Raw genomic sequence first — 25,852 nt, 5'->3', positions numbered from 1 at the left:
CAAGGCCGAAGGCCTGTACGACGGCGTCCTGCAGGCCCGCTGGCATGAGTTCAAGGACTAGGCTGCCGACATGATTTCAACCGCAGATTTCTCCAAACGACTGCTCGGTTACAACATCGTGGATTGCGAAGTGAGAAGAAGAGACTTCTTCTACTTTGTTGCGCGTGAAGACTACACGCAATGGACCGACTGGAAGGACAAAGGGGACCATCCAAGCGAGCGTTCCCTACACAAAAGAGTAATGTCTTTCGTACGCTCAAAAGAACCCACCCAACAGTGGGGGCATTGTGTCCTGAAAGGATTCTCGAGACTGAACTCAAGCGTGGCGTTCTTGCCGAAAGAGCAGCTTATTGTCGGTTCTCTGAGCGGACAGATATTCGTCCTCGGCGCGGGAGATAACGAAATCCAAGATGAAGTCAAGCCGGATCTGCGAGGCTCGCTAAGATGTCTCAGAACAATTGATGGCAGTGTCTATCTCGCTGGCAGCGGGAGAATAGTCGGAGTTCGAAGAGGAAAGAACGACTGGCAATGGCTTAGTCGCGATACGCCTTATGATAAAGAGAGCGAACTATATTCAGCAGGATTTGGCGCCATTGATGGATTTTTTCACGATGATATCTATTCCGCTGGTGGCGATGGGGATGTTTGGCATTACGATGGGAAATCATGTAGGCGCGTGGATTTTCCCAGCAACGTCACCAGTGAAGCCATGTGCTGCGGTGCGGACGGCCGGGTCTACATCAGCGGATACGAAGGCCTGACCTTCGTGGGCCGCGGGGACACCTGGAAGCCGATAAAGAAAAGGGAAGTCATTCCATTGGGCTTCAAGGACATGGTCTGGTACGAAGACCGCGTCTGGTGCACCAACGACAACGGCGTGTGGTGGATTATCAATGATGAGATAGTCCCCGCCGATCTTCCCGCGCTTGCCAAAGTTAGTTCCGGAAACCTGTCAGCCCGCGACGGCGTCCTGCTGCTGGCCGGCTTCTATGGCGCCGCGTATCTGGAAAATGGGCAATGGAACCAGATTTTCAGCTACAGCGAGATGGTCGACCGCTGCAAGGCCGAAGGCCTGTACGACGGCGTGCTACAAGCCCGCTGGCATGAGTTCAAGGACTGACACCGGAATATCCAAATGGCAGCACAGGGATGGAATAAATCATGATGGCACCGGAAGATTTCAGCAAAGAACTCTTGGGGTACAACATCGTTGATTGCGTAGTCAGGAGCAGGGATAAATTCTACTTTCTTGCCCGCGAAGACTATACGCAGTGGACGGACTGGGAGGATGTCGGGCGTTATCCAGATGATACTGCCTTAATACTTCGAGTCATATCGGACTTCAGCTTCAAACCAAAAGACTCCCAGTGGGGGCATGCAACTCTGACTGGATTTGATATTTCAGATGCCGCGGTGTCATTAAATCAAAAAGAGCAACTAGTTGTGAGCTCAATCAGTGGTCAGGTTTATGCCGTTGGAAGCGGTGAAGCAGGTATGGAAGATAATATCCTGAGTCAGACCCGAGGCGGTGTTTTTCGGCTAAAAACCATATCAGACACATTATACGCAGCAGGAGGAATGCGAACTTTTGGCTTCCGCGAACAGAAAAATAGATGGCATTGGCATAACAAAAATATTCCATTGACCGAGGTGGATAAATCCGGGAGGCCGGGTTTCAGGGATCTGGATGGATTTTCTAAAGATGACATATATGCCGTTGGTGGGTACGGTGATGTATGGAGCTTTAATGGAAACGCGTGGCGCCGAGTCGACTTTCCAAGCAATCTCTTCTTAGAGACAGTCTGCTGTGGTGCTGATGGCCGTGTTTATATCAGCGGCTATGAAGGCCATACCTTTGTGGGCCGAGGCGACACCTGGAAAAAGGTAAAGAGCAAGGAACTCATCAGTCTCGCGTTTAAAGATATGGTCTGGTACGAGGATCGCGTCTGGTGCACCAACGACTACGGCGTATGGTGGATTGTCGGCGACCAGTTGGTGAAGGCCAACATCCCTGCCTTTTCCCAAATCAGCGCGGGCCATCTCTCCACTCGCGATGGCGTCCTGCTGCTGGCCGGCTTCTATGGCGCCGCGTATCTGGAAAACGGCCAATGGCACCAGATTTTCAGCTACGGCGAAATGGTCGACCGCTGCAAGGCCGAAGGCCTGTACGACGGCGTCCTGCAGGCCCGCTGGCATGAGTTCAAGGACTGATGCCCGAGTACCTGTAACGCTCGCCAGCAGTGGCGAGCGTCATTTCACGACGAGTGACCCAACATGAAGTTCACCGCACAGCAGCAAAACGAGTTCGATACCCTCATCGGCCAAGCCGCCGAGGCCTGGCAGGACGGCCGGCATGGGCAGGCGCTGGAGCACCTGGAGGCGGCGCGCAATCGGCTGGTGTCGCTGAACATCCAGGACGATTACGACTGGTCGGGCTGGTACGACCTGAAGATGGAGGTCCTGATGGCGCAGGGCGCAGTCGAAGAGGCTGCGCAAACGGCGCGGCAGATGCTGGAGCACGTCGATCCCGAACCCAGCGACTTCTCCGAGGCGCACCACCGCATCATCCAAGACAGCCTGATAAGCGCGGCGCGCATCCTGGGCAAGCACCTGTTCGCCCAAGACCGGACCGAATACAACGAGGACGAATTGCGCCGCACCCTGGAGGCGGGCATCACCATGGCCTATCGCCAGGACCGCGAGGAAGCACTGCAAGAGCTACAACAGCTGCACACCAAAGCGTTCTCTGTCCCCTATCCGCTGCCCGACGATGACGAAGACGGGCAGGACGATGCGGATGATGAAGGCGACGAGCTTTGAAACCTCGCCTGTGGATGGCCATGCCGCCCTCCCTCACTGCCTATTGGGACGATTGAGCCATGCCTACGACCGCTACTACCCTGCTGCAACGTCCTGTCAATCACCACATCCTGAACCAGCATCTGGATGAGGCGGCATTTTGCTGGCTGCGCCGCCAAGACGCTCTGTGGCGTCCCAGCTATCGCTGCTCGCACCTGCAACGCCTGGACCAGCTGCTGGATGCGCACCTGGAAGGGCTGCGGGTCGCCGGCCCTGCGGCACTCCCCATCGCCATCGGCAACCTGCAGCGCTGGAAGACGCCCGACGAGGTGTTCGCCTGCACCTACACCCTGTTGCAGCAAGGCAACGGGGTGGATTGGTCTGCCTTGGAGCAGGTGCTTCAGGCTCATCCGGCTGCCGCCAAGGGGGCAGCGGCGGCCTTGATCTGGAGCGCGACACCCACCGCCGCGGACTGCCTGAAACGCTGGAGCGATTCGACCGCTGCGGCCCTACGCGCAACATCCGCATCGGCCTTCGCCGTGACCCATGCCGGTGATGGACCGAGTGTGCATTCCACCTGGTTGACGAAGACCCTGACGGATCCCTCCGCAGCCGTCCGCGCCCGGGCCCTGCGTTGCATCGGCGAGTGGCGCCTGCCGGCCCAGGCACCGTCCCTGCGGGCAGCACTCAAGGGCGACGAGCCCCAGTGTCGGTTCGAGAGCGCCTATGCCATGGCCTGGCTGGGCATGCCCGAAGCCGACGCCGCCTTGCTGGAAACGCTGCCGCTGATGCAGGGCAGCCGGCAGCGACGCGCACTGCTGCTGTTTGCCTTGACCGCACAGCCCGACGCATTCGAAGCCTGGATTCAACAGGCACAGGCCGACCCCGCGCAAAGCCGGGCACTCATCTGGTCTTTGGCATTTCGAGGCAGCGCCGTTGCACTGACGAAGCTGCTCGATTACGTGCACGTGCCCCAGTACGCCCAGCTATCGGGCTACGCCATCGCGCACATCACGGGGCTGGACATGGACGAGCAGGGACTATGGAACCCGGAGGATCAGCAGGCGGGGGACACCCCGCATTTCAGCGAAGACGATGGTCTTTTGATGCCTGATGTCGAGCGGCTGACCGACTGGGTGACGCGCTACATGGCCGGCATGCCGAGAAACGCTTACCTGCTGGCCGGCCAGGACATGCGCCCGGACAATGCGCGCCCCCTGCTGCTGGCAGGCTGGCTACCCCAATGCTGGCAGACTTCGGTTCTCCTCGATATGGCGGACCGCCGGCAACACGTTCTGTCTCAAGTGCCATCACCGCGACTCTGAGGCATCAATTCGGTAGGAGCACTTGCCTGCCAAGGTTGCGAGCGGTAGGTCCAACGGCATCTGCGCTCGCCACCTGGAATCGGATCAAGGAATGGGCATGGCTTCCGCCAAGGACTCACATATGGAAACCGAACATAAATTCTCCCCAATCGCTGACCGCTGCGGACACTCTGGTGGCATCGAGTCGCTGATGCTGGACGGCGTGCGCCAGTACTTTGGCTACGACCATGACAACAAGGTAATCCTGTCGTCTCTCTTCAAGGACCCTAACGACATGGCCACCTATGCCAGCCGCTACATGCTTCAGAAGGACGGCGAGGGCGACATTACCGCCTGGCGCGAACTGGCGGAGGACTCCGAGACTCGCTCCAGCCTCTGTACATCGCCTCTTGTGCTCAAAAGCACCGACCTGATCAAGATTGCCGCATCGCTACGCCTGGCTATCACCGCAGACCAGTGCGCATCGTTCTCGATCAACGAGCACGCCATCACGCTACTCCGAGCCGCGTGCGATGGTCCTCCGGACGGCCGGTTGGATGCGATGTTCATGCTGGCCACGGTAGTCACCGAGGAACTGACCGGCTGCTACGAGGGGGACGCAGTTCGTTGGGCAATGGATGTGGTTTACGACAGGCAACCATTCCCGTGGGGGATGGGGTTGACCTGCGCGCAGATAGCCCGAGCCCTCCAGCGCTATCTGAGTAGGCTGGCACGCATGGCTCCAGGCAACTGGCGGGAGGTGTTCAGCGCGTTAGTTGTGGCCGAAGACTCCGCGACGCTGGAGGCGTCCGGGCCGACTCCACAGCAGGTGACAGCGGTCTTGTCACCTCAGTGTCCGTTCCGGGTGATGCGCTATACGGAGATCAGTGACCAAGTCCCGGAAGATTCGGATGTTTACTGGCTGGAGCCGGACGAGGTCGAGACGGAAGAGAACCTTGTTCTCTATGTCGAAGGTGATCTTCACCTCGATCGCCTGAATCTGGACGACCCGCTTTCGCCTTGGCGGGAAGGCGACGATGGCGGAGCCCATCCGTGGTTCATCCTGGTCACTGGAAACGTCGTCATTGAACAGCATATCTGGAGCCTGGAAACCGATGGAGCCTGCGGCCTCATCGTCCTGGGCAACCTGACGGCGCGCAACGCCATGGTCGGGGGGCAGCAGGTCTTCGTCGGTGGCAACCTGGAAATCGCAGAGCTGTATTGGGGCGACTACAACCACGGCTGCATGCATGTTCGGGGTGACACCAAGGTTGCGCTGCTGATTCAAACCGACTACGACATGACCCTGCAGGGGAAGGTAACTTGCCTCAAGCGCATTGACGACCTGGACGCGTTCGACGGCGAAGAACTCAAGAGAATCATTGCGCCCGAGTGCGTGATTCAGGTTGAGCCCGAGCCGGCGGCCGCCTGGGAGCTGGACGCCAGCGCCATGCTGGATCTGTTGGAAGCAGGCCAATGCATAGTCTCGATGCAGGGGCTATCGGAGGTAGCGGCGCCGTTCAGCGTACCCTCGATTTTCTCCGACGCCACCATAAGTCCCGAGAACTTTCTGCGGCTGGGCGCTCCCGACCTGATGCCACTGGAGAAAGTTGAAACCTGGATGTACCAGTTCGACCGCGATGGCCTGCAATTGACGGTGTTGGTGTCACCGGCAGAAAAAGACGGGACGCAGGCCCGCAACATCATGATGGAGGATCTGGCCAACGGATCTGCAGTGTGCTTCTCCATGGTTCGGGAGCCGCTTCCCCGGACATGGAAGGAAGTGCTGTTCTTTCGTCCGCGGCAGTACGGCTGGGCCCTGCTCAAGGCCACTTGCGATGATTTCAAGGCCGATGAGCCCGAGTGGTGCGGCGTCGTCGGCGACACTTTCACTCCCACCTTCACCCAACTCATTCTGAAAGGTTGGTCGTTGCTGCTGGAGGGAGCATCGAGTCGCCATTGGGCCGCGGAGCAAATCACACCTGCCGAAGTCCGGACGCTGCTCGCGCTTCCCGTGGCGACACCTTATGACGACTACAACAGTGACGACCGGAACGGATTCTGGCTAGGAAGCCTGCATGCATCGTTCCGACACGAAAACAACGACGACCGCGAGATGCTCCCGACTTTCCGGCTTACCCGGGCGTATGTGGATAGCGATGGTGAAACGAAGTACGAGAACTTCTACTACGACGTCGAGTGCTGCATGGACGGCCAGGAGCGAGTTCGAATTCGTTACCTGGATGACCAGGACAGCGACGTCGGCTCAGTCCCGTTGGACTTGATTGGGAGCCAACGTCTCAACGATGCCATCCGCCTGTTCCGCAGGGGCGCGGCGCAACTTAAGGCTGCCAACGACGCCTTACTGGAAGGTACTCCTCCCCAACTGGCTACGGACGACGAGTTTGCGATGCAATACTGGCGGGAGCAGGGCTTCATTCTCATGGAACCCAAAGTGGATCAGGAGGCCTGCATGTGGCTGTCCGCCTCCGCTGGTGATGCACAGTATCAGAAGAACGACTACGAGCTTGCGCGCAATAGCTTTCTGGACGCGCTGAATGAGCCAGGCGGGATCGAGAATCCATTCGTGCATTACCGCCTGGGGCAGTGTCAGTGGAAGTTGGGCAATGAGGCTCTCGCGGTAGAGTCCTTACTGAAGGCGTACATGCTCGATGGTGAGGAAATCTTCATGGTGGAAGACGATGGAGCGTCTTTCCTGAAGATTCTGCAAGAGAGAAGCCTCATCGACTGAGGCACCCGGCCGGCGAGCTCGTGGCACCAGCCGTCGCCCGCCGGCTTCGGCGCGGTTGACCGCGCCTGGGCCACGCGCCTGATGCTGGCCAGCACCTACGACGACACCTGCTGCAAACCCTCAGCCCCCCGGAATAGCCAAGGACTTCGACTTCACCTACTGGAATGGCCTCTCGGCCGACCGGCAGGTGCCGTGTCTCTCGCCGGTAGGGGCCAGGTGAATTAGCGATTAACCTCGCTGCGCGCACGCAAGGTGGCGGAACGAGAAGAAACCTTCTAAAAAAGCGAAACCCAAGTTCAGATTTCGATAATCCAGGGACGCCATCCGCCCATGATGACCCTCCGCCAGATCCGCCATTTCATCGCCGTGGCCGAAACCGGCTCTATCTCCGCCGCCGCCCAGGCGGTGTTCATCTCCCAGTCGACCCTGACCCTGGCCATCCAGCAGCTGGAAGAGGAAATCGGCGTCAGCCTGTTCAACCGCCATGCCAAGGGCATGTCACTCACCCACCAGGGCCACCAGTTCCTGCGCCAGGCGCACCTGATCCTGGCCACGGTGGACAACGCCAAGCGCAGCCTGCAGCAGAGCACCGACCAGGTGGCCGGCAGCCTCACCATCGGCGTGACCAGCCTGGTGGCCGGTTACTACCTGGCCGACCTGATCACCCGCTTCCAGCGCGCCTACCCCAATGTGAAGACCCGCGTGGTGGAGGACGAACGCCCCTATATCGAGCACCTGCTGGTCAGCGGCGAGATCGACGTCGGCGTGCTCATCCTCTCCAACCTGGAAGACCGCCACGCCCTGCAGACCGAAGTGCTGACGCACTCGCCCCACCGCCTCTGGCTGCCGGCCCAGCACCCTTTGCTGGAACGCGACAGCATCGGCCTGGCGGACGTGGCCGGCGAACCGCTGATCCAGCTCAACGCCGACGAGATGGGCCTGCACACCCAGCGCATCTGGTCGCGCGCGGGGATGACGCCGCAGGTGACCCTGCGCACCGCCTCGGTGGAAGCGGTGCGCAGCCTGGTGGCGGCCGGACTCGGCCTGTCGATCCAGCCGGACATGACTTACCGCCCCTGGTCCCTGGAGGGCGACATCATCGAAGCCCGGCCCCTGGTGGACCTTGGCGAGCCGCTGGACGTGGGCCTGGCCTGGCGTCGCGGCACCGCGCGGCCGGCGCTGGTGGACCCCTTCCTCACCGTGGCGCGGGAACAGCCGAATAGCCGCAGGCCTTCGATTTAATCGAACGCTACTTTCAGTATTTAGAATTTGTCGACCTCAGGTCCGGCCTCTAGTCTCTCGTCCCCATAAGCAGAGGCATGCCGGCCCCACCCAGGAGCACCGGTATGACCGAAGAACAAAAAACCGAGAAGAAAAGAGCCAGCAAGATGACCGGCGCCGCCAGCACCCCCACCCTGCATACCGAACTGCTGATCGACGGCCAGCTCGTCATCGGCGAAGGGTTGGCCGAACCGATCATCAACCCCGCCAGCGGCGAAACCCTGGTGACCATCGCCGAAGCCTCCATCGAACAGATGGAAGCCGCAGTCGCCGCTGCCCACCGCGCCTTCGCCGGCTGGTCACGCACCACGCCCGCGCAACGCTCCGCCGCCCTGCTGGCCATCGCCGACGCCATCGAGAAACGCGCCGATCAGCTCTCCCGCCTGGAAGCCCTGAACTGCGGCAAGCCCCTGCACCTGGCGCGCCAGGACGACATTCCCGCTACCGCCGATGTGTTCCGCTTCTTCGCCGGTGCCGTGCGCTGCCAGCAAGGCCAACTGGCCGGCGAGTACATCCCCGGCCACACCAGCCTGGTGCGCCGCGACCCGGTGGGCGTAGTGGCTTCAATCGCGCCCTGGAACTACCCGCTGATGATGGCGGCGTGGAAGATCGCCCCGGCCCTGGCCGCCGGCAACACCCTGATCTTCAAGCCCTCGGAACATACTCCGCTATCGATCCTGGCCCTGGCGCCGGCCCTGGCGGAGATCCTCCCGCCTGGGGTGATCAACATCCTCTGCGGCGGCGGCGACAGCGTCGGCAGCCAGCTGGTGGGTCACCCGAAAGTGCGCATGGTCTCGCTCACCGGCGACATAGTCACCGGGCAGAAGATCCTGCAAAGCGCCGCCCGCACCCTGAAACGCACCCACCTGGAACTGGGCGGCAAGGCGCCGGTGATCGTCTGCAACGACGCCGACCTCGAAGCGGTGGTCCAGGGCGTGCGTACCCACGGCTACTACAACGCCGGGCAGGACTGCACCGCCGCCTGCCGCATCTACGCCCAGGCCGGCATCCACGACCGCCTGGTGAGCGAACTGGGGGATGCCGTGGCCAGCCTGCGCTTCGCCCGCAAGCGCGACCAGGACAACGAGATGCCGCCGCTGATCAGCTCGCGCCAGCGCGACCGCGTGGCCAGCTTCGTCGAACGCGCCCTCGGCCAGCCGCATATCGAGCGGGTCACCGGCGCCGCCGTGCACTCCGGCGCCGGTTACTACTACCAACCCACCCTGCTGGCCGGCTGCAAGCAGCAGGATGAGATCGTCCAGCGCGAGGTGTTCGGCCCGGTGGTCACCGTCACCCGCTTCGACGACCTGGCCCAGGCCGTGGACTGGGCCAACGACTCCGAGTACGGCCTGGCCTCTTCGGTCTGGACCCAGAACCTGGACAAGGCCATGCAGGTGGCCGCGCGCCTGCAGTACGGCTGCACCTGGATCAACACCCATTTCATGCTGGCCAGCGAGATGCCCCATGGCGGCCTCAAGCGCTCCGGCTACGGCAAGGACCTGTCCAGCGACTCGCTGCAGGACTACAGCGTGGTGCGCCACATCATGGCGCGCCACGGACAGACGCTTTAGCAAAACAACAACGGTTCGACCTGCTCCAACTGCCCCGACCAATAACAACTCGAGAGGGAACATCATGTCCGTGCGCAAAACCGCTCTGCTCAGCGCCATCGCCACCGCCGTCCTGGCCGGCACCAGCCTGCAGGCTGCCGAGGCCCTCAAGGAAGTCGGCAAGGGCGAAGGCCAGCTCGACATCATCGCCTGGCCCGGCTACATCGAGCGCGGCGAATCGGACAAGAACTACGACTGGGTCACCCAGTTCGAGCAGGACACCGGCTGCAAGGTCAACGTGAAGACCGCCGCCACCTCCGACGAGATGGTCAGCCTGATGACCAAGGGCGGCTACGACCTGGTCACCGCCTCCGGCGATGCCTCACTGCGCCTGATCTATGGCAAGCGCGTGCAGCCGATCAACCCGGACCTGATCCCCAACCTGAAGAACCTCGACCCGCGCCTGAAGGACGCCCCCTGGTTCACCGTGCAGGGCAAGCCGTACGGCACCCCCTACCAGTGGGGCCCGAACCTGCTGATGTACAACACCAAGGCCTTCAAGCAGGCGCCGGACAGCTGGAGCGCGGTGTTCGAGCCCCAGCAGCTGGCCGACGGCAAGGCCAACAAGGGCCGTGTGCAGGCCTACGACGGCCCCATCTACATCGCCGACGCCGCCCTCTACCTGAAGTCCGCCAAGCCGGAACTGGGCATCCAGGACCCCTACCAGCTGACCGAGGAGCAGTACGCCGCCGTACTCGACGTACTGCGCAAGCAGCACAGCCTGGTGCATCGCTACTGGCACGACGCGACCGTGCAGATGAGCGACTTCAAGAACGAAGGCGTGGCCGCTTCCAGCACCTGGGGCTACATGGCCAACACCCTTAAGGCCGAGGGCCAGCCGGTGGCCACGGTGTTCCCGAAGGAGGGGGTCACCGGCTGGGCCGACACCACCATGCTGCACGTGGACGCCAAGCACCCGAGCTGCGCCTACAAGTGGATGAGCTGGTCCCTGGAACCCAAGGTCCAGGGCGACCTGGCCGCCTGGTTCGGCTCCCTGCCCGCCGTCCCCGCCGGCTGCAAGGCCAGCGCCCTGCTCGGCGCCGAGGGCTGCGCCACCAACGGCTATGACCAGTTCGACAAGATCGCCTTCTGGAAAACCCCGCAGGCCGAGGGCGGCAAGTACGTGCCCTACAGCCGCTGGACCCAGGATTACATCGCGATCATGGGCGGAAGGTAATCCGCACCGATCTCTCCCCGAAAGTCACCCCTCGCCCTTCAGGGAGAGGGGCCGGGGGAGAGGGTAGTGCTGCTCCGCGCGGTGTTTCCCTCTCCCCAACCCTCTCCCGGAGGGAGAGGGGGCTACCTCCTGCCACATGAGATTCCCGCAGGGCCTCCAGTTGCGAGGCCCCACCCAGGTCACGTCTTTTTTCGCGTCACCGGAGCACCTCACCATGACACTTGCCGTCCAATTCACCCAGGTTTCCCGCCAGTTCGGCGAGGTCAAGGCCGTTGACCGGGTATCCATCGATATCAAGGACGGCGAGTTCTTCTCGATGCTCGGCCCTTCCGGCTCAGGCAAGACCACCTGCCTGCGCCTGATCGCCGGCTTCGAGCAACCCAGCTCGGGCTCAATCCGCATCCATGGCGAGGAGGCCGCCGGCCTGCCGCCCTACGAGCGCGATGTGAACACCGTGTTCCAGGACTACGCGCTGTTCCCGCACATGAACGTGCGCGACAACGTCGCCTACGGCCTCAAGGTCAAGGGCGTGGGCAAGGCAGAGCGCCACAACCGTGCCGAAGAAGCCTTGGGCATGGTCGCCCTGGCCGGCTACGGCGACAGAAAACCCGCACAACTCTCCGGCGGCCAGCGCCAGCGCGTGGCCCTGGCCCGTGCGCTGGTCAACCGCCCGCGCGTGCTGCTGCTGGACGAGCCCCTGGGCGCGCTCGACCTCAAGCTGCGCGAGCAGATGCAGAGCGAACTGAAGAAGCTGCAGCGCCAGCTCGGCATCACCTTCATCTTCGTCACCCACGACCAGGGCGAGGCGCTGTCCATGTCCGACCGCGTGGCGGTGTTCAACAAGGGCCGCATCGAGCAGGTGGACACCCCGCGCAACCTCTACATGAAGCCGGCCACGCCCTTCGTGGCCGAGTTCGTCGGCACCTCCAACGTGCTGCGCGGTGACCTCGCACGCCAGCTCACCGGCGCGGCGCAGCCCTTCTCCATCCGTCCAGAGCACATCCGCTTCGCCCAGGGCGAGGCGGCCAGCCACGAGGTGGAAATCAGCGGCCTGCTCCACGATATCCAGTACCAGGGAGCCGCCACTCGCTACGAGATCCGCCTGGACAACGGCCAGAACCTTTGCGTCAGCCTGGCCAACAACCAGTGGCAGGACGCCGCGCCGCTGCACCAGCAAGGCCAGGTGGTCACCGCCCGCTGGGCCCGCGATGCCATGGTCCAGCTCAGCGAGGGCCTGTGACATGGAACTGACCCTCAACGCCGAGCGGCCCCAGGCCGCCAACGGCCTGCTGCGGCGGCTGTCGAACCTGCTCTACCGCAAGCCGACCCTGTATCTCTCGCTGCTGCTGGTACCACCGCTGCTGTGGTTCGGCGCCATCTATCTGGGGTCGTTGCTGACCCTGCTCTGGCAGGGCTTCTACACCTTCGACGACTTCACCATGGCGGTGACGCCGGACCTGACCCTGGCCAACTTCGCCGCGCTGTTCCAGGCGGCCAACTTCGACATCATCCTGCGCACCCTGGGCATGGCGGTCGCCGTGTCCATCGCCAGCGCCGCCCTGGCCTTCCCCATCGCCTACTACATGGCGCGCTACACCACGGGCAAGACCAAGGCGTTCTTCTACATCGCGGTGATGATGCCCATGTGGGCCAGCTACATCGTCAAGGCCTACGCCTGGACCCTGCTGCTGGCCAAGGGCGGCGTAGTGATGTGGTTCGTCCAGATGCTGCATCTGCAGCCATTGCTGGAACTCTTGCTGGGCGTGCCTGGAGTGGGTGGCAACACCCTGTCGACTTCGCACCTTGGGCGCTTCCTGGTGTTCGTCTACATCTGGCTGCCGTTCATGATCCTGCCGATCCAGGCTTCCCTCGAACGCCTGCCGCCGTCACTGCTGCAGGCTTCGGCGGACCTTGGCGCACACCCGCGTCAGACCTTCATGCAGGTGATCCTGCCGCTGTCCATCCCAGGCATCGCCGCCGGCTCCATCTTCACCTTCAGCCTCACCCTCGGCGACTTCATCGTGCCGCAGCTGGTGGGCCCGCCCGGCTACTTCATCGGCAGCATGGTCTACGCCCAGCAGGGCGCCATCGGCAACATGCCCATGGCCGCCGCCTTCACCCTGGTGCCGATCGTGCTGATCGCCATCTACCTGTCCATCGTCAAACGTCTGGGGGCCTTCGATGCACTCTGAGCAAGCGACCTGGGGCCTGAAAGCCGCCGCCTGGGGCGGGCTGGCCTTCCTGCACATCCCGATCCTGATCATCTTCATGTACGCCTTCAACACCGAAGACGCGGCCTTCAGCTTCCCGCCGCAGGGCTTCACCCTGCACTGGTTCAGCGTCGCCTTCGGCCGCGCCGACGTGGTGGAAGCGATCAAGCTGTCGGCACAGGTGGCCGCACTCGCCACCCTGATCGCCCTGGTGCTCGGCACCCTGGCCGCGGCCGCGCTCTACCGCCGCGACTTCTTCGGCAAGGAAGGCATCTCGCTGATGCTGATCCTGCCCATCGCCCTGCCCGGCATCATCACCGGCATCGCCCTGCTCTCGGCGTTCAAGGGCTTAGGGATAGAGCCGGGGATGCTGACCATCGTCATCGGCCACGCCACCTTCTGCGTGGTGATCGTCCACAACAATGTGATCGCGCGTTTCCGCCGCACCTCCCACAGCCTCATCGAAGCCTCGATGGACCTGGGCGCCGACGGCTGGCAGACCTTCCGCCACATCATCCTGCCGAACCTCGGCTCGGCCCTGCTGGCGGGCGGCATGCTGGCCTTCGCGCTGTCCTTCGACGAGATCATCGTCACCACCTTCACCGCCGGCCATGAGCGCACGCTGCCGATCTGGCTGCTCAACCAGCTCAGCCGCCCGCGCGACGTCCCGGTGACCAACGTGGTCGCCATGCTGGTGATGCTGGTGACCATGCTGCCCATCCTCGGCGCCTACTACCTGACCAAGGGTGGCGAGGGCGTGGCGGGGAGCGGGAAGTAAAGACAGTTTCAGGCCGCCTCCCTCTCCCTCGCTTTTCTCCCCTCCCTTCTCCCTCCGGGAGAGGGGCCGGGGCGGGCCGCGATCGGAAGAGGGTAGTCCGAGCCGCACACAACAACCCTCACCCCAACCCCTCTCCCAGGGGGAGAGGGGCTAGACCGAACGAGGACCCACCCCATGCAAACCAAACTCCTGATCAACGGCCAGCTCATCGCCGGCGAAGGCCCGAGCCTTGCCGTGCTCAACCCGTCCCTGGGCACCGCCCTGGTGGAAATCGCCGAGGCCAGCCCGGCCCAGGTGGATGCCGCCGTGCAGGCCGCCGACGCCGCCTTCCCGGCCTGGTCGCAAACCCCGCCGAAAGAGCGCGCCACCCTGCTGCTCAAGCTCGCCGACAAGATAGACGCCCACGCCGAGGAACTCGCCCGCCTGGAATCGCAGAACTGTGGCAAGCCCTACGCCGCCGCGCTGAACGACGAGCTGCCGGCCATCGCCGACGTGTTCCGCTTCTTCGCCGGTGCCAGCCGCTGCATGAGCGGTTCCGCCGCCGGCGAGTACCTGCCCGGGCACACCTCGATGATCCGCCGCGACCCGGTCGGCGTGGTCGCCTCCATCGCACCGTGGAACTACCCGCTGATGATGGCCGCCTGGAAACTCGGCCCGGCCCTGGCCGCCGGCAACACCGTGGTGCTGAAACCCTCCGAGCAGACCCCGCTGACCGCCCTCAAGCTGGCCGAATTCATCAACGAGCTCTTCCCCGCCGGCGTGGTCAACCTGGTCTTCGGCCGCGGCCCGAGCGTCGGCGAACCGCTGACCACCCACCCGAAAGTGCGCATGGTCTCGCTGACCGGATCGGTGGCCACCGGCTCGCGGATCATCAAAGGCACCGCCGACAGCGTGAAACGCATGCACATGGAGCTGGGCGGCAAGGCCCCGGTGATCATCTTCGACGACGCCGACATCGACGCCGCCGTCGAGGGCATCCGCACCTTCGGCTTCTACAACGCCGGGCAGGACTGCACCGCTGCCTGCCGCATCTACGCGCAGCAGGGCATCTACGAGAAGTTCGTGGCCAAGCTCGGCGAAGCCGTCGGCAGCATCCGCACCGGCCTGCAGGACGACCCGGCCACCGAGCTCGGCCCGCTGATCACCGAGCAGCATCTTGAGCGTGTCGAAGGTTTCGTCCAGCGCGCCAGCGCCCTGCCGCACATCCAGGTGATCACCGGTGGTGCGCGCGTCGACGGCCCGGGTTTCTTCTTCCAGCCCACGGTGCTGGCCGGCGCCCGCCAGATTGATGAGATCGTCTGCCGCGAAGTGTTCGGCCCGGTGGTCTCGGTCACCGCCTTCGACGACGAGGAGCAGGTGCTGGCCTGGGCCAACGACTCCGACTACGGCCTGGCTTCCTCCCTCTGGACCGCTGATGTGGGCCGCGCCCACCGCCTGTCCGCGCGCCTTCAATACGGCTGCACCTGGGTCAACACTCATTTCATGCTGGTCAGCGAAATGCCCCACGGCGGGGTCAAGCACTCCGGCTATGGCAAGGACATGTCCATGTACGGCCTGGAGGACTACACCGCAGTGCGCCATGTGATGTTCAAGCACTGACCCAGGCTGACCTCGCTCCTTGTGGGGGCGACTTCAGTCGCTGAGCAGGCCGCCGGCCTGCCCTTGGGAGTCCCAGGGGGCAGCTACGCTGCCCATAGCGAATGAATTCGCCCCCACAAGGGCGGCAAGTCCGCCCACCAGCAGCACGCCCCACCACCAGGAGAAAAAGCAATGCGTAACACCTTGCGTACTTTCAGCTTCATCCTGCTTTGCGCCACGGCCGGCCTGGTCCAGGCAGCCGACGATGCCAAGGCCATAGTCGACGGCTACATGGCCGCCTGGAACGCCCACGACGTCGACAAGGCCGCCAGCTTCCTGGCCGAGGACGCGGTGTACTTCGACGCCACCGTCGGCACCCCGCAGCAGGGTCGGGCGGCCGCCCGCGACAATGTGATCAAGGTGTTCGTCACCGCCGTGCCGAACCTCACCTGGAAGATGACCAGCGAGCCCATCGTCAGTGCCGACGGCATCGCCTTCCAGTGGGAGTTCGCCGGCACCAACAGCGGCGCCTGGAGTGCCGAGACCCCGGCCACCAACAAGCCGTTGAAGTTCGAGGGAGTCAGTTTCGTCCGCGTGAAGAACGGCAAGATCACCTACCAGGGCGACTACTACGACGCCCTGGGCTTCAACAAGCAGCTCGGCTGGTAACGCCCTCTCCCCCGGCCCCTCTCCCTGAAGCGGAGAGGGGTGACTCGCGCCGGCTACTCCCCGTAGGGTGCGCTGCGCGCACCGCCATCTCCGCACGGTGTTCCGGTGCGCATGGCGCACCCTACGATCGGCTCCCCGCCGGCAGCAGGGCGACGGACTAGACCCCAGCCGCCTCCGCCAATCCCTTCTCCTTCAACCACTCCGGATTGAACAACCGCCCGGCATAAAGCCCACCCCGATCACAAAGCAGGGTCACGATCCGGTGCCCCGGCCCCAACTCGCGGGCCACCTGCACGGCGGCCGCCAGGTTGATGCCGGAGGAGCCGCCGACGAACAGCCCCTCCTCCCGCAGCAGGCGGTAGACCATGGCCACGCAGGCCGGGTCGTCCACCTGCACCGCGTCGTCTATCGGCGTTCCTTCGAGGTTGGCGGTGATCCGCGTGGTGCCGATGCCTTCGGTGATGGAACTGCCCTCGGCCAGCAGTTCGCCCGTCTTCACCCAGCTGTACAGCGCGCTGCCCATGGGATCGGCGAGGACGATGCGCACCTTGGGATCACGCTCCTTGAGGTAGCGCGCGACGCCGGCCAGGGTGCCGCCGGTGCCGGTGGCGCAGACGAAGGCATCCACGCGGCCGCCGGTCTCGGCCCAGATTTCCGGGCCGGTGGTCGCATAGTGGGCCTGGCGGTTGGCGGTGTTGTCGAACTGGTTGGCCCAGATGGCGCCCGGCAGTTCGTTGGCCAGCCGGCCGGCGATCTTCTGGTAGTTGTCCGGGTCCTTGTAGGGCTTGGGCGGTACCGGCCGCACCTCGGCACCCAGGGTGCGCAGCAGGTCCAGCTTTTCCGGGGACTGGTTGTCCGGGATCACGATGATGCAGCGGTAGCCTCGCGCCGCGCAGATATGCGCCAGGCCGATGCCGGTATTGCCGGCGGTGCCTTCGACCACTGTGCCGCCCGGCGCCAGGCGGCCCTGGCGCTCGGCGTCTTCGAGGATGAAGCGGGCGGCGCGGTCCTTGACCGAGCCGCCGGGGTTGAGGAATTCGGCCTTGGCCAGGATCTCGCAGCCGGTCTCGTCACAGAGCCGGCCGAGACGCAGTAGCGGCGTGTTGCCGACGCTGCCGATAAAACCGTCGCGGATCGCCATGCCGCACCTCCGGGAAGTCGCATGGGGACGAACAGTTTCAGTCTAGACCCCACCCACCTCTCACTCGCCGATGTCTTCGTTCCACAACTCCGGCCGGGCCGCGATGAAATCCTCCATCAGCTTCACGCACTCGGCGTCCTGCAGTACCTCCAGTTGCACGCCACGGGAGCGCAGCAGTTCTTCCTCGCCCAGGAAGGTACGGTTCTCGCCGATGACCACCCTGGGGATGCCGTAGAGCAGGATGGCGCCACTGCACATGGAGCAGGGCGAGAGCGTGGTGTAGAGCACCGCCTCGCGGTAGACGCTGGCCGGCTGGCGCCCGGCGTTCTCGAAGGCGTCCATCTCACCGTGCTTGATCGCGCTGCCCTCCTGGATGCGGCGGTTGTGGCCGCGGCCGATGATGCGGCCCTTGTGGACGATCACCGAGCCGATGGGAATTCCACCCTCGGCCAGGCCCTGGCGGGCTTCCTCGATCGCGGCTTGCATGAAGGGGTCCATGGTCGTTCCTTGTGTGAGTGGCCTGTGGTCCTGTTTACGTGACTGGATCGGACTTCGGCAAGGCTTGATCACCCTGCTTCGCCAGCCAGATCTTGTAGGCATTGATCCCCGCCCTGACCGAGCTGAACACCAGCGGCGGTTTCAGCTCGCCCAGCTGGCCGGAACGTTGTAGCAAGTCGTAGGAGGGGCCCAACAGGCGGGCGAAACCGAAGTGGACGCCCTGGGCCGCCAGGGTCTGCTGCACTTCACGCAGGGTGGCGAGGCCAGTGAGATCGAGATTGATCATGGTTTCGGCGTTGAGCAACACGGCGCGGGGATGGTCCACCTGTTCCACCAGGTGCAGCAGGCGCTGCTTGAAGTAATCGGCATTGAAGAACAGCAAGGGCGCGTCGAAGCGGTAGATCAGCAGGCCCGGCAAGGTGCTGGCCTGTGGATAACGGCCCAGCTCCACCTGCCCGTCCACGCCCTCCACCCAGCCCAGCACCGCATCGCTGGGCCGGTAGGTGAAGTACAGGAGGCGCAGCAGGGCCAGGGTGATGGCGACGAAGATGCCGGGCAGCACGCCGACGCCGAGCACGCCCACCGTGGTCAGCAGGCAGAGGCCGCATTCGAAGCGGCTGAGACGCCAGAAGGCCTTGAGCGCGCGCAAGTCGATCAGCCCCCAGCCCGCCAGCATCAGCACCGCCCCCAGGGCGGCGATGGGCACCCAGGCCAACGGGCCGTGGAGGAATACCAGCACCGCGACTATCACCAGGGCCACCACCACGCTGACCAGCTGGGTCTTGCCGCCCACCAGGTCGTTCACCGCCGTGCGCGAATCCGCGCCGCTGATGACGAAGGCCTGGGACACCCCGGCGCCGACGTTGGCCAGGCCCAGGGCAATGAACTCGTGGTTGGCGTCGATCGCATAGCCGTGGCGGGCGGCAAAGCTGCGCGCGGTGAGCATGGCGCTGCAGAAACTGACGATGGTGATGCCGGTGGCATCGCGCAGCAGGCCGAGCAGTTCCTGGTAGCTGGTGCGCGGCCAGCTCAGTTCCGGCAGGCCGGCCGGGACCGCGCCCAGCAATGCTACGCCGTGGCGGTCCAGTTGCAGCCAGGCGGCGGCCACGGAAGCCAGCACTATCGCCACCAGGGCCGTCGGCAGCCTCGGCCAGCGCCGCGGCAGCAGGATCATCAGCAACAGGGTAGCGGCACCCAGGGCCAGCGTCGGCAGGTGGGTGCTGGCCAGATTGCGGATCATCGCCAACAGGCCGGCGATGAAGCCGCTGGTTTCGCTCTGGTAACCCAGCAGCTTGCCCAGCTGGCCGGCCAGCAGGCTGAGGCCGATGCCGTTGAGGTAACCGACCAGGATCGGCCGCGACAGGAAGCTGGCGATGAAGCCGGCGCGGATGAAGCCGGCGAGGATCGACAGCAGGCCGACCATCACCGCGACGATCATCGACAGGTGGATCAGCCGCTGCGGATCGCCTGCAGCCAGTGGGGTGATGGCGGCGGCTACCATGGCGGCGGTGGCGGCATCGGGTCCGACCATGAGCTGCCGGGAGCCGCCGACCAGGGCGTATATGAGCATGGGCAGGATGCAGGCGTAGAGCCCGACCTGGGCCGGAAAACCGATGATCTGCGCATAGGCGATGGCGGTGGGAATCTGCACCGCGGCCACCGACAGGCCGGCAGTGAGGTCGGCGCGCAGCCAGTCGCGACGATACTGGAAATTGCTGGCGCGCTTGCGGAGCCGTTGAAGCGGTCGCATCGGATCGGTCCTTGAGAGGTTCGATCCTGAGAAGCTTATCAACGGCGCCGGGATTTACCCGGCGCCGCGGTCATTTTTGAGAATTATTGATCCTTCTCGCAGTTGATCATCCAGGGCACGCCGAACTGATCCATCAGCATGCCGAAGCGCGCGGCCCAGAAGGTCTTCTCCAGGGGCATCTGCACCTGGCCACCCTCAGCCAGGGCGTTGAACACCCGCTCGGCCTCGGCAATGCGGTCGACGTTGATCGAGATGCTGATGCCACTGATGCCCTCGAACGGCGCCTGGGGCGGGCAGTCCGAACCCATGATCACCTGGTCGCCCACCGCCAGGCGGGCATGCATGATCTTGTCGCGGAACTCCTCGGGCACCTCGTTACAGGCCGGGCTTTCGGCGAAGGTCAGGAAGGCTTCCAGGGTGCCGTTCAGCACCTTGGCGTAGAACTGGAAGGCCGGGCCGCATTGGCCATCGAAGGTGAGGTAGGGATCGATTTTCATGACTGTCTCCTGTCGTCGGGTTTCAGCGATCACTGCTGCTTGGCTTTCTCGAAGACGCGCTTTTCCTGCTCGCGCAGCTCGGGGGTGAACTCTTCGCCGAAGTCCTCGGCTTCGAACACCTGGCGGATTTCTATTTCCGACTCGGTCGGCATGGGGTTGGGGCAGCGCTTGACCCATTCGATGCACTCTTCCAGGGAGTTGACCTTGAACAGCCAGTAGCCGGCGATCAGCTCCTTGGTTTCGGCGAAAGGACCGTCGATAACACTGCGCTCCTTGCCCTTGAACACCACCCGCGCGCCTTTGGAGCTGGGGTGCAGGCCTTCGCCGGCAAGCAGCACGCCGGCGTTCACCAGCTCTTCGTTGTACTGGCCCATGGCCGCGAGCAGTTCGGTGCTGGGCATCTCGCCGGCTTCGGATTCCTTTGTGGCTTTGACTATCACCATGAAGCGCATTGTTGTTCTCCTGTCGGGTGGCATGAACGCCAGGCTGCGGTCCCTTGCGTGCCGGCTGTGCTTATTGGTCGAAAGGAAGAAGACGGAATCGACAGGCAGGTCGATTTTTTTGCGGATGTTAAGGGACTGGAACAGCGTAGACCCGGATGGGAAAGATGCGAGGGCGGGGTGACGGGTGAGCTGAAGGGAGGTTCTGCTGTGGGGGCGATTTCAATCGCAAAGCAGACCGCAGGTCTGCCTCGGGGCCTCGCAGGGGGCAGCTCCGCTGCCCTTAGCGAATGAATTCGCCCCCACAGGCGAAAAGCGGCTCAGCGAGGGGCTATGTGCGCCACCATCAGCTGCACGCTTTCCTGGCCACGGTACTCGTTGACGTCCAGCTTGTAGGCCAGCTCGGCCCAGCGCACGGTGGGATTGGGCCACTGTTCGCGGTCGATGTTGAAAGCAATGCCATCCAGCTGCAGGGAGCCGCATTCGCTTTTCAGCACCAGCTTGAGGTGGCGTTCGCCGACAAGCCGCTGCTGGACGATCTGGAACACGCCGTGGAACAGCGGCTCGGGGAAGTGCTGGCCCCAGGGACCGGCCAGGCGCAGGGCGCGAGCCAGCTCCAGGTGAAATTCCTGGATGCTCAGCTGGCCATCGGAAAGCAGGCGGCCGGTGAGGTCGTCCTCGCAGAGCTGGCGGCGGGTCTCGGCGTCGAAGGCGGCGGCGAAGGCGCCGAAGTTTTCCACAGGCAGGGACAGGCCGGCGGCCATGGCATGACCACCGAACTTGCTGATCAGCCCCGGATGGCGCGCGGCCACCGCGTCCAGCGCGTCGCGGATATGGAAGCCCGGCACCGAGCGCGCCGAGCCCTTGAGCAGGCCGTCGCCGGCATCGGCGAAGGCAATCGTCGGGCGGTGATAACGCTCCTTCAGGCGCGAGGCGAGGATGCCGATCACACCCTGGTGCCAATCCGGCTCGAACACGCAGAGGCCGAAGGGCATGTCCTCGATGGGCAAGTTCTTCAGCTGGGCCAAGGCCTCGCGCTGCATGCCCTGCTCGATGGCCTTGCGGTCCTGGTTGAGCTGGTCCAGCTGCACCGCCATGTCGCGGGCCAGGGCTTCGTCCTCGCAGAGCAGGCATTCGATGCCCAGGCTCATGTCGTCCAGGCGGCCGGCGGCGTTCAGGCGCGGGCCGAGGATGAAGCCGAGGTCGGTGGAGGTGATGCGCCCCGCCGGCCGTCCGGCAACTTCGAGGATCGCCTTGAGGCCAGGCCGGGCACGGCCGGCGCGGATGCGCGCCAGGCCCTGGTGGACCAGGATGCGGTTGTTGGCGTCCAGCGGCACCACGTCGGCGACGCTGCCCAGGGCAACCAGGTCGAGCAGCTCGCCCAGGTTGGGCTCCTTGAGACCGGCGCGGGCGAACCAGTCCAGCTCGCGCAGGCGCGCCCGCAGGGCCAGCAGCACGTAGAAAATGACGCCGACGCCGGCCATGGCCTTGCTGGGAAACTCGCAGCCCGGCTGGTTGGGGTTGACGATGGCGTCAGCCGCCGGGAGTTCGTGGCCCGGCAAGTGATGGTCGGTGACCAGTACCTTGAGCCCGGCGGCCTTGGCGGCGGCCACGCCTTCGACACTGGAGATGCCGTTGTCCACGGTCACCAGCAGGTCGGGTTGGCGCGTCAGGGCGACTGCGACGATTTCCGGGGTCAGGCCGTAGCCGTACTCGAAACGGTTAGGGACCAGGTAATCCACGTGGGCGGCGCCAAGCATTCGCAGGCCGAGCACGCCCACCGTGCTGGCGGTGGCGCCATCGGCGTCGAAGTCGCCGACATAGAGAATGCGCTGGCGCTGCTCCAGGGCCTCCACCAGCAGGGCCACGGCGGCATCGATGCCCTTGAGCATCTGGTAGGGGATCAGCCGCGCCAGGCTCTTGTCCAGTTCGGCCGCGGACTGCACGCCACGGGAGGCGTAGAGGCGGGTCAGCAGCGGCGGCAGGTCGCCCAGGTCAGGCAGGACATCGGGCAGGACGCGGTGTTCGATACGCATGGACGATCCAATCGTTGACTCGACTTCCCCTCTCCCTCCCGGGAAAGGGCCTTGGGCAAGGATCTGGGCCCTTGCCCGGAAATCCTCCGGATTTCCGCTCAGCGTTCCCCGGCCAGCCACTCCAGGGGAATTTCGTGCTGGCCGCGCTCATCGGTGATGAACAGCGAACCGTCGCTGATCATCACGCTCCAGCTGACCGAACGCGGCAGGTCGCGGGCCAGCTCTTCCAGGGCTTCCTGCTGCACCGCAACGACGTTGATGTTCTTCAGGCTGCGCACGCCGTCCAGCACCTTGGTCTGCCAGACCCGCAGGTTGCCGTAGGTCACCAGGCTGAAGCGTTCGGTACGGCGCGAGCACCAGGTGATGCGATCGGCATCCGGCTGGCCCACTTCGATCCAGTGCAGAACGCGGTCGTCCAGGCTCTTTTCCCACAGCGCCGGCTCGTCCACGTCCGACAGACCACGGCCGAAGGCCAGTTGCTCGTGGTACCAGAGGATGTAGGCGATCAGGCGCACGGCCAGGCGCTCCTCGGTTTCCGACGGGTGCTTGGCAACGGTGAAGCGCAGGTTCTCGTAGACGCTGCGATCGAGGTCGGTGAGGTTGAGTTCGACTTTGTAGGGGGTCGCTTGGAGGGCCATGGCGGGCTTCTTGATGATCAGCGGAGGGCGGCAAGTCTACCTTGAATCCACCGCCTTGGCTGGCCATCCGGCTATTCGGCGGGATATCGCTGGATGCGGTTGCGGCCCTTGTCCTTGGCGGCATAGAGCGCGTCGTCGGCCATGGAAAGCAGGCGGAACAGGTCGTAACCGGCTTCCTTCGAGCTGACAATGCCGATGCTGACGCTGAGTTCGCCCGGCTCCTGGAAAGGCAACTCGGCGAACTCGCGGCGGATACGTTCGGCCACCTGGGCGCCGGCCTCGTCGTCGGCATCGGCCAGCAGGCAGGCGAACTCCTCGCCGCCAATGCGGCCGAACACGTCCTGCTTGCGCATGCTGCCGACCGCGATGCGGCTGAAGGCCACCAGCGCCTCGTCGCCAGTGGCGTGGCCGTAGTTGTCGTTGAGGCGCTTGAAGTGGTCGAGGTCGCAGAGCAGCAGGGCCACGGGTTCGCCCCGGTGCTCGCAGCTTTCCAGCAGGTATTCGCCTGTCGTCATGAAGGCGCGGCGGTTGCCCACACCGGTGAGCGGGTCGCAGTAGGCGGCGGCGCGGAACTTCAGCTCGGCACGCTCCTTGACCATGGCCAGGGTGACGAAGGCAATGCCGATGGCGTAGAGCAGGGTCTCGAACACCAACAGGGAGAAGAAGCTGGTGCCCTGCCCGGCGCCAGCGACCGCCTGGTCGAAGGGCATGCCACGGTCGACCACTATGCGCACGCAGTAGAAGGCCGTGTGGAAGAGCGTCAGCACCAGGGCCGGCATATAGGCCACTTCCAGGCACTTGCGGCTGCGCCAGAGTTCGAAGGCACTGAGCCCGGCGTAGGTGACGGTCATCATCGAGCTGAGCACCACCCGCACCGTCAGTGACTCATAGAACGCCGGATTGAGGCAGAGCAGCACCCAGATCGCCGCGCCGGCGCAGATGCCCGGCAGATGCGGCTGGCGCCCGGCGAACACGCGCATGGCGGTCCAGTTCATCGCCCCGCAGAGCTGCAGTGCCACGTTGCCGATGACCAGGGGCACGAAGTCCATGCCGATGCCACGCAGGCTGCCGAGCACGGTGGCCAGCGCGCCGAGCAGCAGCATGGCGGACAGGTAGCCGAGGGTCGGCTCGCGGCGGCCACGTCGCCAGGCGTGGAGCATGAGGATGCCCACCAGGGCGAGGATGTAGATATCCACAAGCACCAGGGTGGGGATATTCAGTTGCATGTGCCCTCCTCCCGGTGCGGACCGGGCGACAAGTGGCAGGGCATTGCAGGTCGGGTTGGCATGGCGGTCGGCGCACGCGAATGAGAGTCCTGCAAGAACTTTAAGTCGGCCCGGAGGGGGGCGCCAGCGGCAATCCGGGCTGTTCGCTGCCGGCCCCACGGGGTAGAGTCGCCGCCATCGCCTGGCCCATGGAAATTCCGATGAACGCCTCAGCCAAACCCCTCGCCGGCCTCAAAGTGATCGAACTCGGCACCCTGATCGCCGGCCCCTTCGCCTCGCGCCTGTGCGCCGAATTCGGCGCCGAGGTGATCAAGATCGAGTCGCCCGACGGCGGCGACCCGCTGCGCAAGTGGCGCAAGCTTTACGAAGGCACCTCGCTCTGGTGGTTCGTGCAGGCGCGCAACAAGAAGTCCCTGACGCTGAACCTCAAGCATCCCGAGGGCCGGGACATCCTCAAGAAGCTGCTGAGCGAGGCGGACATCCTGATCGAGAACTTCCGCCCCGGCGTGTTGGAAAAGCTGGGCCTGGGCTGGGAGGTGATCCACGCCCTGAACCCGAAACTGGTGATGGTGCGGCTTTCCGGCTTCGGCCAGAGCGGCCCCTACAAGGACCAGCCGGGCTTCGGCGCCGTGGGCGAATCCATGGGTGGCCTGCGCTACATCACCGGCTTCGAGGATCGCCCGCCGGTGCGCACCGGCATCTCCATCGGCGACTCCATCGCCGCCCTCTGGGGCGTGATCGGCGCGTTGATGGCGCTGCGCCACCGGGAAGTCAACGGCGGCCAGGGCCAGGTGGTGGACGTGGCGCTCTACGAGGCGGTGTTCGCCATGATGGAAAGCATGGTCCCGGAGTTCGACGTGTTCGGTTTCATCCGCGAGCGCAGCGGCAACATCATGCCGGGTATCACGCCCTCTTCCATCCACACCGCCGCCGACGGCCGGCATGTGCAGATCGGCGCCAATGGCGATGCCATCTTCAAGCGCTTCATGCAGGCCATTGGCCGAGATGAGCTGGCCAATGACCCGACGCTTGCCAGCAACGACGGCCGCGACGCACGCCGCGACGAGCTCTACGGCGTGATCGACCGCTGGGTGGCGTCGCTGCCCCTGGAAGACGTGCTGGCGGTGCTGAACCGCGCCGAAGTGCCGGCCAGCCGCATCTTCTCCGCCGAGGACATGTTCAACGACCCGCAATTCCTCGCCCGCGAGATGTTCCTCCAGGCCAAGCTGCCGGATGGCAAGCCCTTCAAGATGCCGGGCATAGTGCCCAAGCTTTCCGAGACGCCCGGCTCCACCGAGTGGATAGGCCCGGAGTTGGGCGAACACAATGCCGAGGTGCTCGGGGCCCTGGGCTACAGCGCCGAGCAGGTGGCGGCGTTGAAGGCGGACGGGGCGATCTGAGCGAGCGTGGAGGTAGGCCAGTCAACTGTGGGGGCGAATTCATTCGCTAAGGGCAGCGCAGCTGCCCC

22 protein-coding genes are annotated in these 25,852 nt (G+C 64.3%); 14 read left to right on the top strand and 8 right to left on the bottom strand.

The genetic code is table 11. The annotated features are described in order from the left end of the window. Positions 1–70: 70 nt before the first annotated feature. From E8F11_RS19250 to E8F11_RS19190, 13 genes are all read left to right on the top strand, one after another. On the top strand, positions 71–1,120 hold the full coding sequence (locus tag E8F11_RS19250; RefSeq protein ID WP_280290446.1) for a hypothetical protein: 1,050 nt from the start codon (positions 71–73) through the stop codon (positions 1,118–1,120). Between the two features lie 41 nt (positions 1,121–1,161). After that, the gene (locus tag E8F11_RS19245; RefSeq protein ID WP_280290444.1) at positions 1,162–2,211 is read left to right on the top strand and encodes a hypothetical protein; all 1,050 of its coding nucleotides are present in this window, start codon (positions 1,162–1,164) and stop codon (positions 2,209–2,211) included. 63 nt (positions 2,212–2,274) lie between these two features. Beyond that, complete coding sequence (locus E8F11_RS19240) at positions 2,275–2,820, top strand: hypothetical protein (protein WP_280290443.1); 546 nt, start codon at positions 2,275–2,277, stop codon at positions 2,818–2,820. 59 nt (positions 2,821–2,879) lie between these two features. Then, the gene (locus E8F11_RS19235) at positions 2,880–4,124 is read left to right on the top strand and encodes a HEAT repeat domain-containing protein (RefSeq protein ID WP_280290442.1); all 1,245 of its coding nucleotides are present in this window, start codon (positions 2,880–2,882) and stop codon (positions 4,122–4,124) included. Between the two features lie 97 nt (positions 4,125–4,221). Continuing rightward, complete coding sequence (locus tag E8F11_RS19230) at positions 4,222–6,855, top strand: hypothetical protein (protein ID WP_280290441.1); 2,634 nt, start codon at positions 4,222–4,224, stop codon at positions 6,853–6,855. Between the two features lie 330 nt (positions 6,856–7,185). Beyond that, complete coding sequence (locus E8F11_RS19225) at positions 7,186–8,097, top strand: LysR family transcriptional regulator (protein WP_280290440.1); 912 nt, start codon at positions 7,186–7,188, stop codon at positions 8,095–8,097. A gap of 104 nt (positions 8,098–8,201) precedes the next feature. Beyond that, complete coding sequence (locus tag E8F11_RS19220; RefSeq protein ID WP_280290439.1) at positions 8,202–9,707, top strand: gamma-aminobutyraldehyde dehydrogenase; 1,506 nt, start codon at positions 8,202–8,204, stop codon at positions 9,705–9,707. Between the two features lie 64 nt (positions 9,708–9,771). After that, positions 9,772–10,923 (top strand): putative ABC transporter substrate-binding protein YdcS, encoded by a 1,152-nt coding sequence (gene ydcS, locus E8F11_RS19215; protein ID WP_280290438.1) that lies wholly within the window; start codon positions 9,772–9,774, stop codon positions 10,921–10,923. Positions 10,924–11,137: 214 nt separating this feature from the next. Continuing rightward, positions 11,138–12,163 (top strand): ABC transporter ATP-binding protein, encoded by a 1,026-nt coding sequence (locus tag E8F11_RS19210; protein ID WP_280290437.1) that lies wholly within the window; start codon positions 11,138–11,140, stop codon positions 12,161–12,163. A gap of 1 nt (position 12,164) precedes the next feature. After that, positions 12,165–13,115 carry an ABC transporter permease gene (locus E8F11_RS19205; protein WP_280290436.1) on the top strand — a complete coding sequence of 317 codons (951 nt, stop codon included), beginning with the start codon at positions 12,165–12,167 and terminating at the stop codon, positions 13,113–13,115. Continuing rightward, the gene (locus E8F11_RS19200; protein WP_280290435.1) at positions 13,105–13,911 is read left to right on the top strand and encodes an ABC transporter permease; all 807 of its coding nucleotides are present in this window, start codon (positions 13,105–13,107) and stop codon (positions 13,909–13,911) included. The genes E8F11_RS19205 and E8F11_RS19200 overlap by 11 nt, the downstream gene beginning before the upstream one ends. Before the next feature lie 174 nt (positions 13,912–14,085). Then, on the top strand, positions 14,086–15,510 hold the full coding sequence (locus E8F11_RS19195; protein WP_280290434.1) for a gamma-aminobutyraldehyde dehydrogenase: 1,425 nt from the start codon (positions 14,086–14,088) through the stop codon (positions 15,508–15,510). 171 nt (positions 15,511–15,681) lie between these two features. Next, positions 15,682–16,158 (top strand): ester cyclase, encoded by a 477-nt coding sequence (locus E8F11_RS19190; RefSeq protein ID WP_280290433.1) that lies wholly within the window; start codon positions 15,682–15,684, stop codon positions 16,156–16,158. A 157-nt stretch (positions 16,159–16,315) separates the two neighbouring features. Here the strand turns inward: E8F11_RS19190 and E8F11_RS19185 are convergent, their stop codons facing one another. From E8F11_RS19185 to E8F11_RS19150, 8 genes are all read right to left on the bottom strand, one after another. Beyond that, a complete protein-coding gene (locus E8F11_RS19185; RefSeq protein ID WP_280290432.1) occupies positions 16,316–17,299 on the bottom strand; it encodes a cysteine synthase A in 984 nt (327 codons plus the stop codon). Between the two features lie 60 nt (positions 17,300–17,359). Further along, a complete protein-coding gene (locus tag E8F11_RS19180) occupies positions 17,360–17,797 on the bottom strand; it encodes a nucleoside deaminase (protein WP_280290431.1) in 438 nt (145 codons plus the stop codon). 34 nt (positions 17,798–17,831) lie between these two features. Continuing rightward, on the bottom strand, positions 17,832–19,547 hold the full coding sequence (locus tag E8F11_RS19175; RefSeq protein WP_280290430.1) for a SulP family inorganic anion transporter: 1,716 nt from the start codon (positions 19,545–19,547) through the stop codon (positions 17,832–17,834). Positions 19,548–19,630: 83 nt separating this feature from the next. Further along, positions 19,631–20,044: a VOC family protein gene (locus E8F11_RS19170; protein WP_280290429.1), complete on the bottom strand. Its 414-nt coding sequence runs from the start codon at positions 20,042–20,044 to the stop codon at positions 19,631–19,633. Positions 20,045–20,073: 29 nt separating this feature from the next. Beyond that, on the bottom strand, positions 20,074–20,496 hold the full coding sequence (locus E8F11_RS19165) for a YciI family protein (RefSeq protein WP_280290428.1): 423 nt from the start codon (positions 20,494–20,496) through the stop codon (positions 20,074–20,076). Between the two features lie 308 nt (positions 20,497–20,804). Beyond that, the gene (gene recJ, locus E8F11_RS19160) at positions 20,805–22,520 is read right to left on the bottom strand and encodes a single-stranded-DNA-specific exonuclease RecJ (protein WP_280290427.1); all 1,716 of its coding nucleotides are present in this window, start codon (positions 22,518–22,520) and stop codon (positions 20,805–20,807) included. A 98-nt stretch (positions 22,521–22,618) separates the two neighbouring features. Continuing rightward, the gene (locus E8F11_RS19155; RefSeq protein ID WP_280290426.1) at positions 22,619–23,158 is read right to left on the bottom strand and encodes a YaeQ family protein; all 540 of its coding nucleotides are present in this window, start codon (positions 23,156–23,158) and stop codon (positions 22,619–22,621) included. Between the two features lie 71 nt (positions 23,159–23,229). Next, a complete protein-coding gene (locus E8F11_RS19150; RefSeq protein WP_280290425.1) occupies positions 23,230–24,384 on the bottom strand; it encodes a GGDEF domain-containing protein in 1,155 nt (384 codons plus the stop codon). Positions 24,385–24,584: 200 nt separating this feature from the next. Between E8F11_RS19150 and E8F11_RS19145 the strand changes: the two genes are divergently transcribed. Further along, positions 24,585–25,784, top strand: coding sequence for a CaiB/BaiF CoA-transferase family protein (locus tag E8F11_RS19145; RefSeq protein ID WP_280290424.1), 1,200 nt, complete (start codon positions 24,585–24,587; stop codon positions 25,782–25,784). Positions 25,785–25,852 lie beyond the last annotated feature (68 nt).

Source organism: Pseudomonas sp. BN417 (assembly GCF_029871205.1).
In the GTDB taxonomy this organism is placed as follows: Bacteria; Pseudomonadota; Gammaproteobacteria; order Pseudomonadales; family Pseudomonadaceae; genus Metapseudomonas.
Note: the sequence above shows the minus strand (reverse complement) of the source record. Positions and strands in the feature narration are given on the sequence as shown.

Excerpts from the sequence above, each read along its gene's own strand:
- E8F11_RS19210 (WP_280290437.1), top strand. The coding sequence starts at position 11,138 with ATGACACTTGCCGTCCAATTCACCCAGGTTTCCCGCCAGTTCGGCGAG.
- E8F11_RS19190 (WP_280290433.1), top strand. The coding sequence starts at position 15,682 with ATGCGTAACACCTTGCGTACTTTCAGCTTCATCCTGCTTTGCGCCACG.
- E8F11_RS19245 (WP_280290444.1), top strand. The coding sequence starts at position 1,162 with ATGATGGCACCGGAAGATTTCAGCAAAGAACTCTTGGGGTACAACATC.
- E8F11_RS19250 (WP_280290446.1), top strand. The coding sequence starts at position 71 with ATGATTTCAACCGCAGATTTCTCCAAACGACTGCTCGGTTACAACATC.
- E8F11_RS19240 (WP_280290443.1), top strand. The coding sequence starts at position 2,275 with ATGAAGTTCACCGCACAGCAGCAAAACGAGTTCGATACCCTCATCGGC.
- E8F11_RS19145 (WP_280290424.1), top strand. The coding sequence starts at position 24,585 with ATGAACGCCTCAGCCAAACCCCTCGCCGGCCTCAAAGTGATCGAACTC.
- E8F11_RS19230 (WP_280290441.1), top strand. The coding sequence starts at position 4,222 with ATGGCTTCCGCCAAGGACTCACATATGGAAACCGAACATAAATTCTCC.
- E8F11_RS19155 (WP_280290426.1), bottom strand. The coding sequence starts at position 23,158 with ATGGCCCTCCAAGCGACCCCCTACAAAGTCGAACTCAACCTCACCGAC.
- E8F11_RS19150 (WP_280290425.1), bottom strand. The coding sequence starts at position 24,384 with ATGCAACTGAATATCCCCACCCTGGTGCTTGTGGATATCTACATCCTC.
- E8F11_RS19185 (WP_280290432.1), bottom strand. The coding sequence starts at position 17,299 with ATGGCGATCCGCGACGGTTTTATCGGCAGCGTCGGCAACACGCCGCTA.
- E8F11_RS19235 (WP_280290442.1), top strand. The coding sequence starts at position 2,880 with ATGCCTACGACCGCTACTACCCTGCTGCAACGTCCTGTCAATCACCAC.
- E8F11_RS19200 (WP_280290435.1), top strand. The coding sequence starts at position 13,105 with ATGCACTCTGAGCAAGCGACCTGGGGCCTGAAAGCCGCCGCCTGGGGC.
- E8F11_RS19175 (WP_280290430.1), bottom strand. The coding sequence starts at position 19,547 with ATGCGACCGCTTCAACGGCTCCGCAAGCGCGCCAGCAATTTCCAGTAT.
- E8F11_RS19165 (WP_280290428.1), bottom strand. The coding sequence starts at position 20,496 with ATGCGCTTCATGGTGATAGTCAAAGCCACAAAGGAATCCGAAGCCGGC.
- E8F11_RS19205 (WP_280290436.1), top strand. The coding sequence starts at position 12,165 with ATGGAACTGACCCTCAACGCCGAGCGGCCCCAGGCCGCCAACGGCCTG.
- ydcS (WP_280290438.1), top strand. The coding sequence starts at position 9,772 with ATGTCCGTGCGCAAAACCGCTCTGCTCAGCGCCATCGCCACCGCCGTC.
- E8F11_RS19180 (WP_280290431.1), bottom strand. The coding sequence starts at position 17,797 with ATGGACCCCTTCATGCAAGCCGCGATCGAGGAAGCCCGCCAGGGCCTG.
- E8F11_RS19220 (WP_280290439.1), top strand. The coding sequence starts at position 8,202 with ATGACCGAAGAACAAAAAACCGAGAAGAAAAGAGCCAGCAAGATGACC.
- recJ (WP_280290427.1), bottom strand. The coding sequence starts at position 22,520 with ATGCGTATCGAACACCGCGTCCTGCCCGATGTCCTGCCTGACCTGGGC.
- E8F11_RS19195 (WP_280290434.1), top strand. The coding sequence starts at position 14,086 with ATGCAAACCAAACTCCTGATCAACGGCCAGCTCATCGCCGGCGAAGGC.
- E8F11_RS19225 (WP_280290440.1), top strand. The coding sequence starts at position 7,186 with ATGATGACCCTCCGCCAGATCCGCCATTTCATCGCCGTGGCCGAAACC.
- E8F11_RS19170 (WP_280290429.1), bottom strand. The coding sequence starts at position 20,044 with ATGAAAATCGATCCCTACCTCACCTTCGATGGCCAATGCGGCCCGGCC.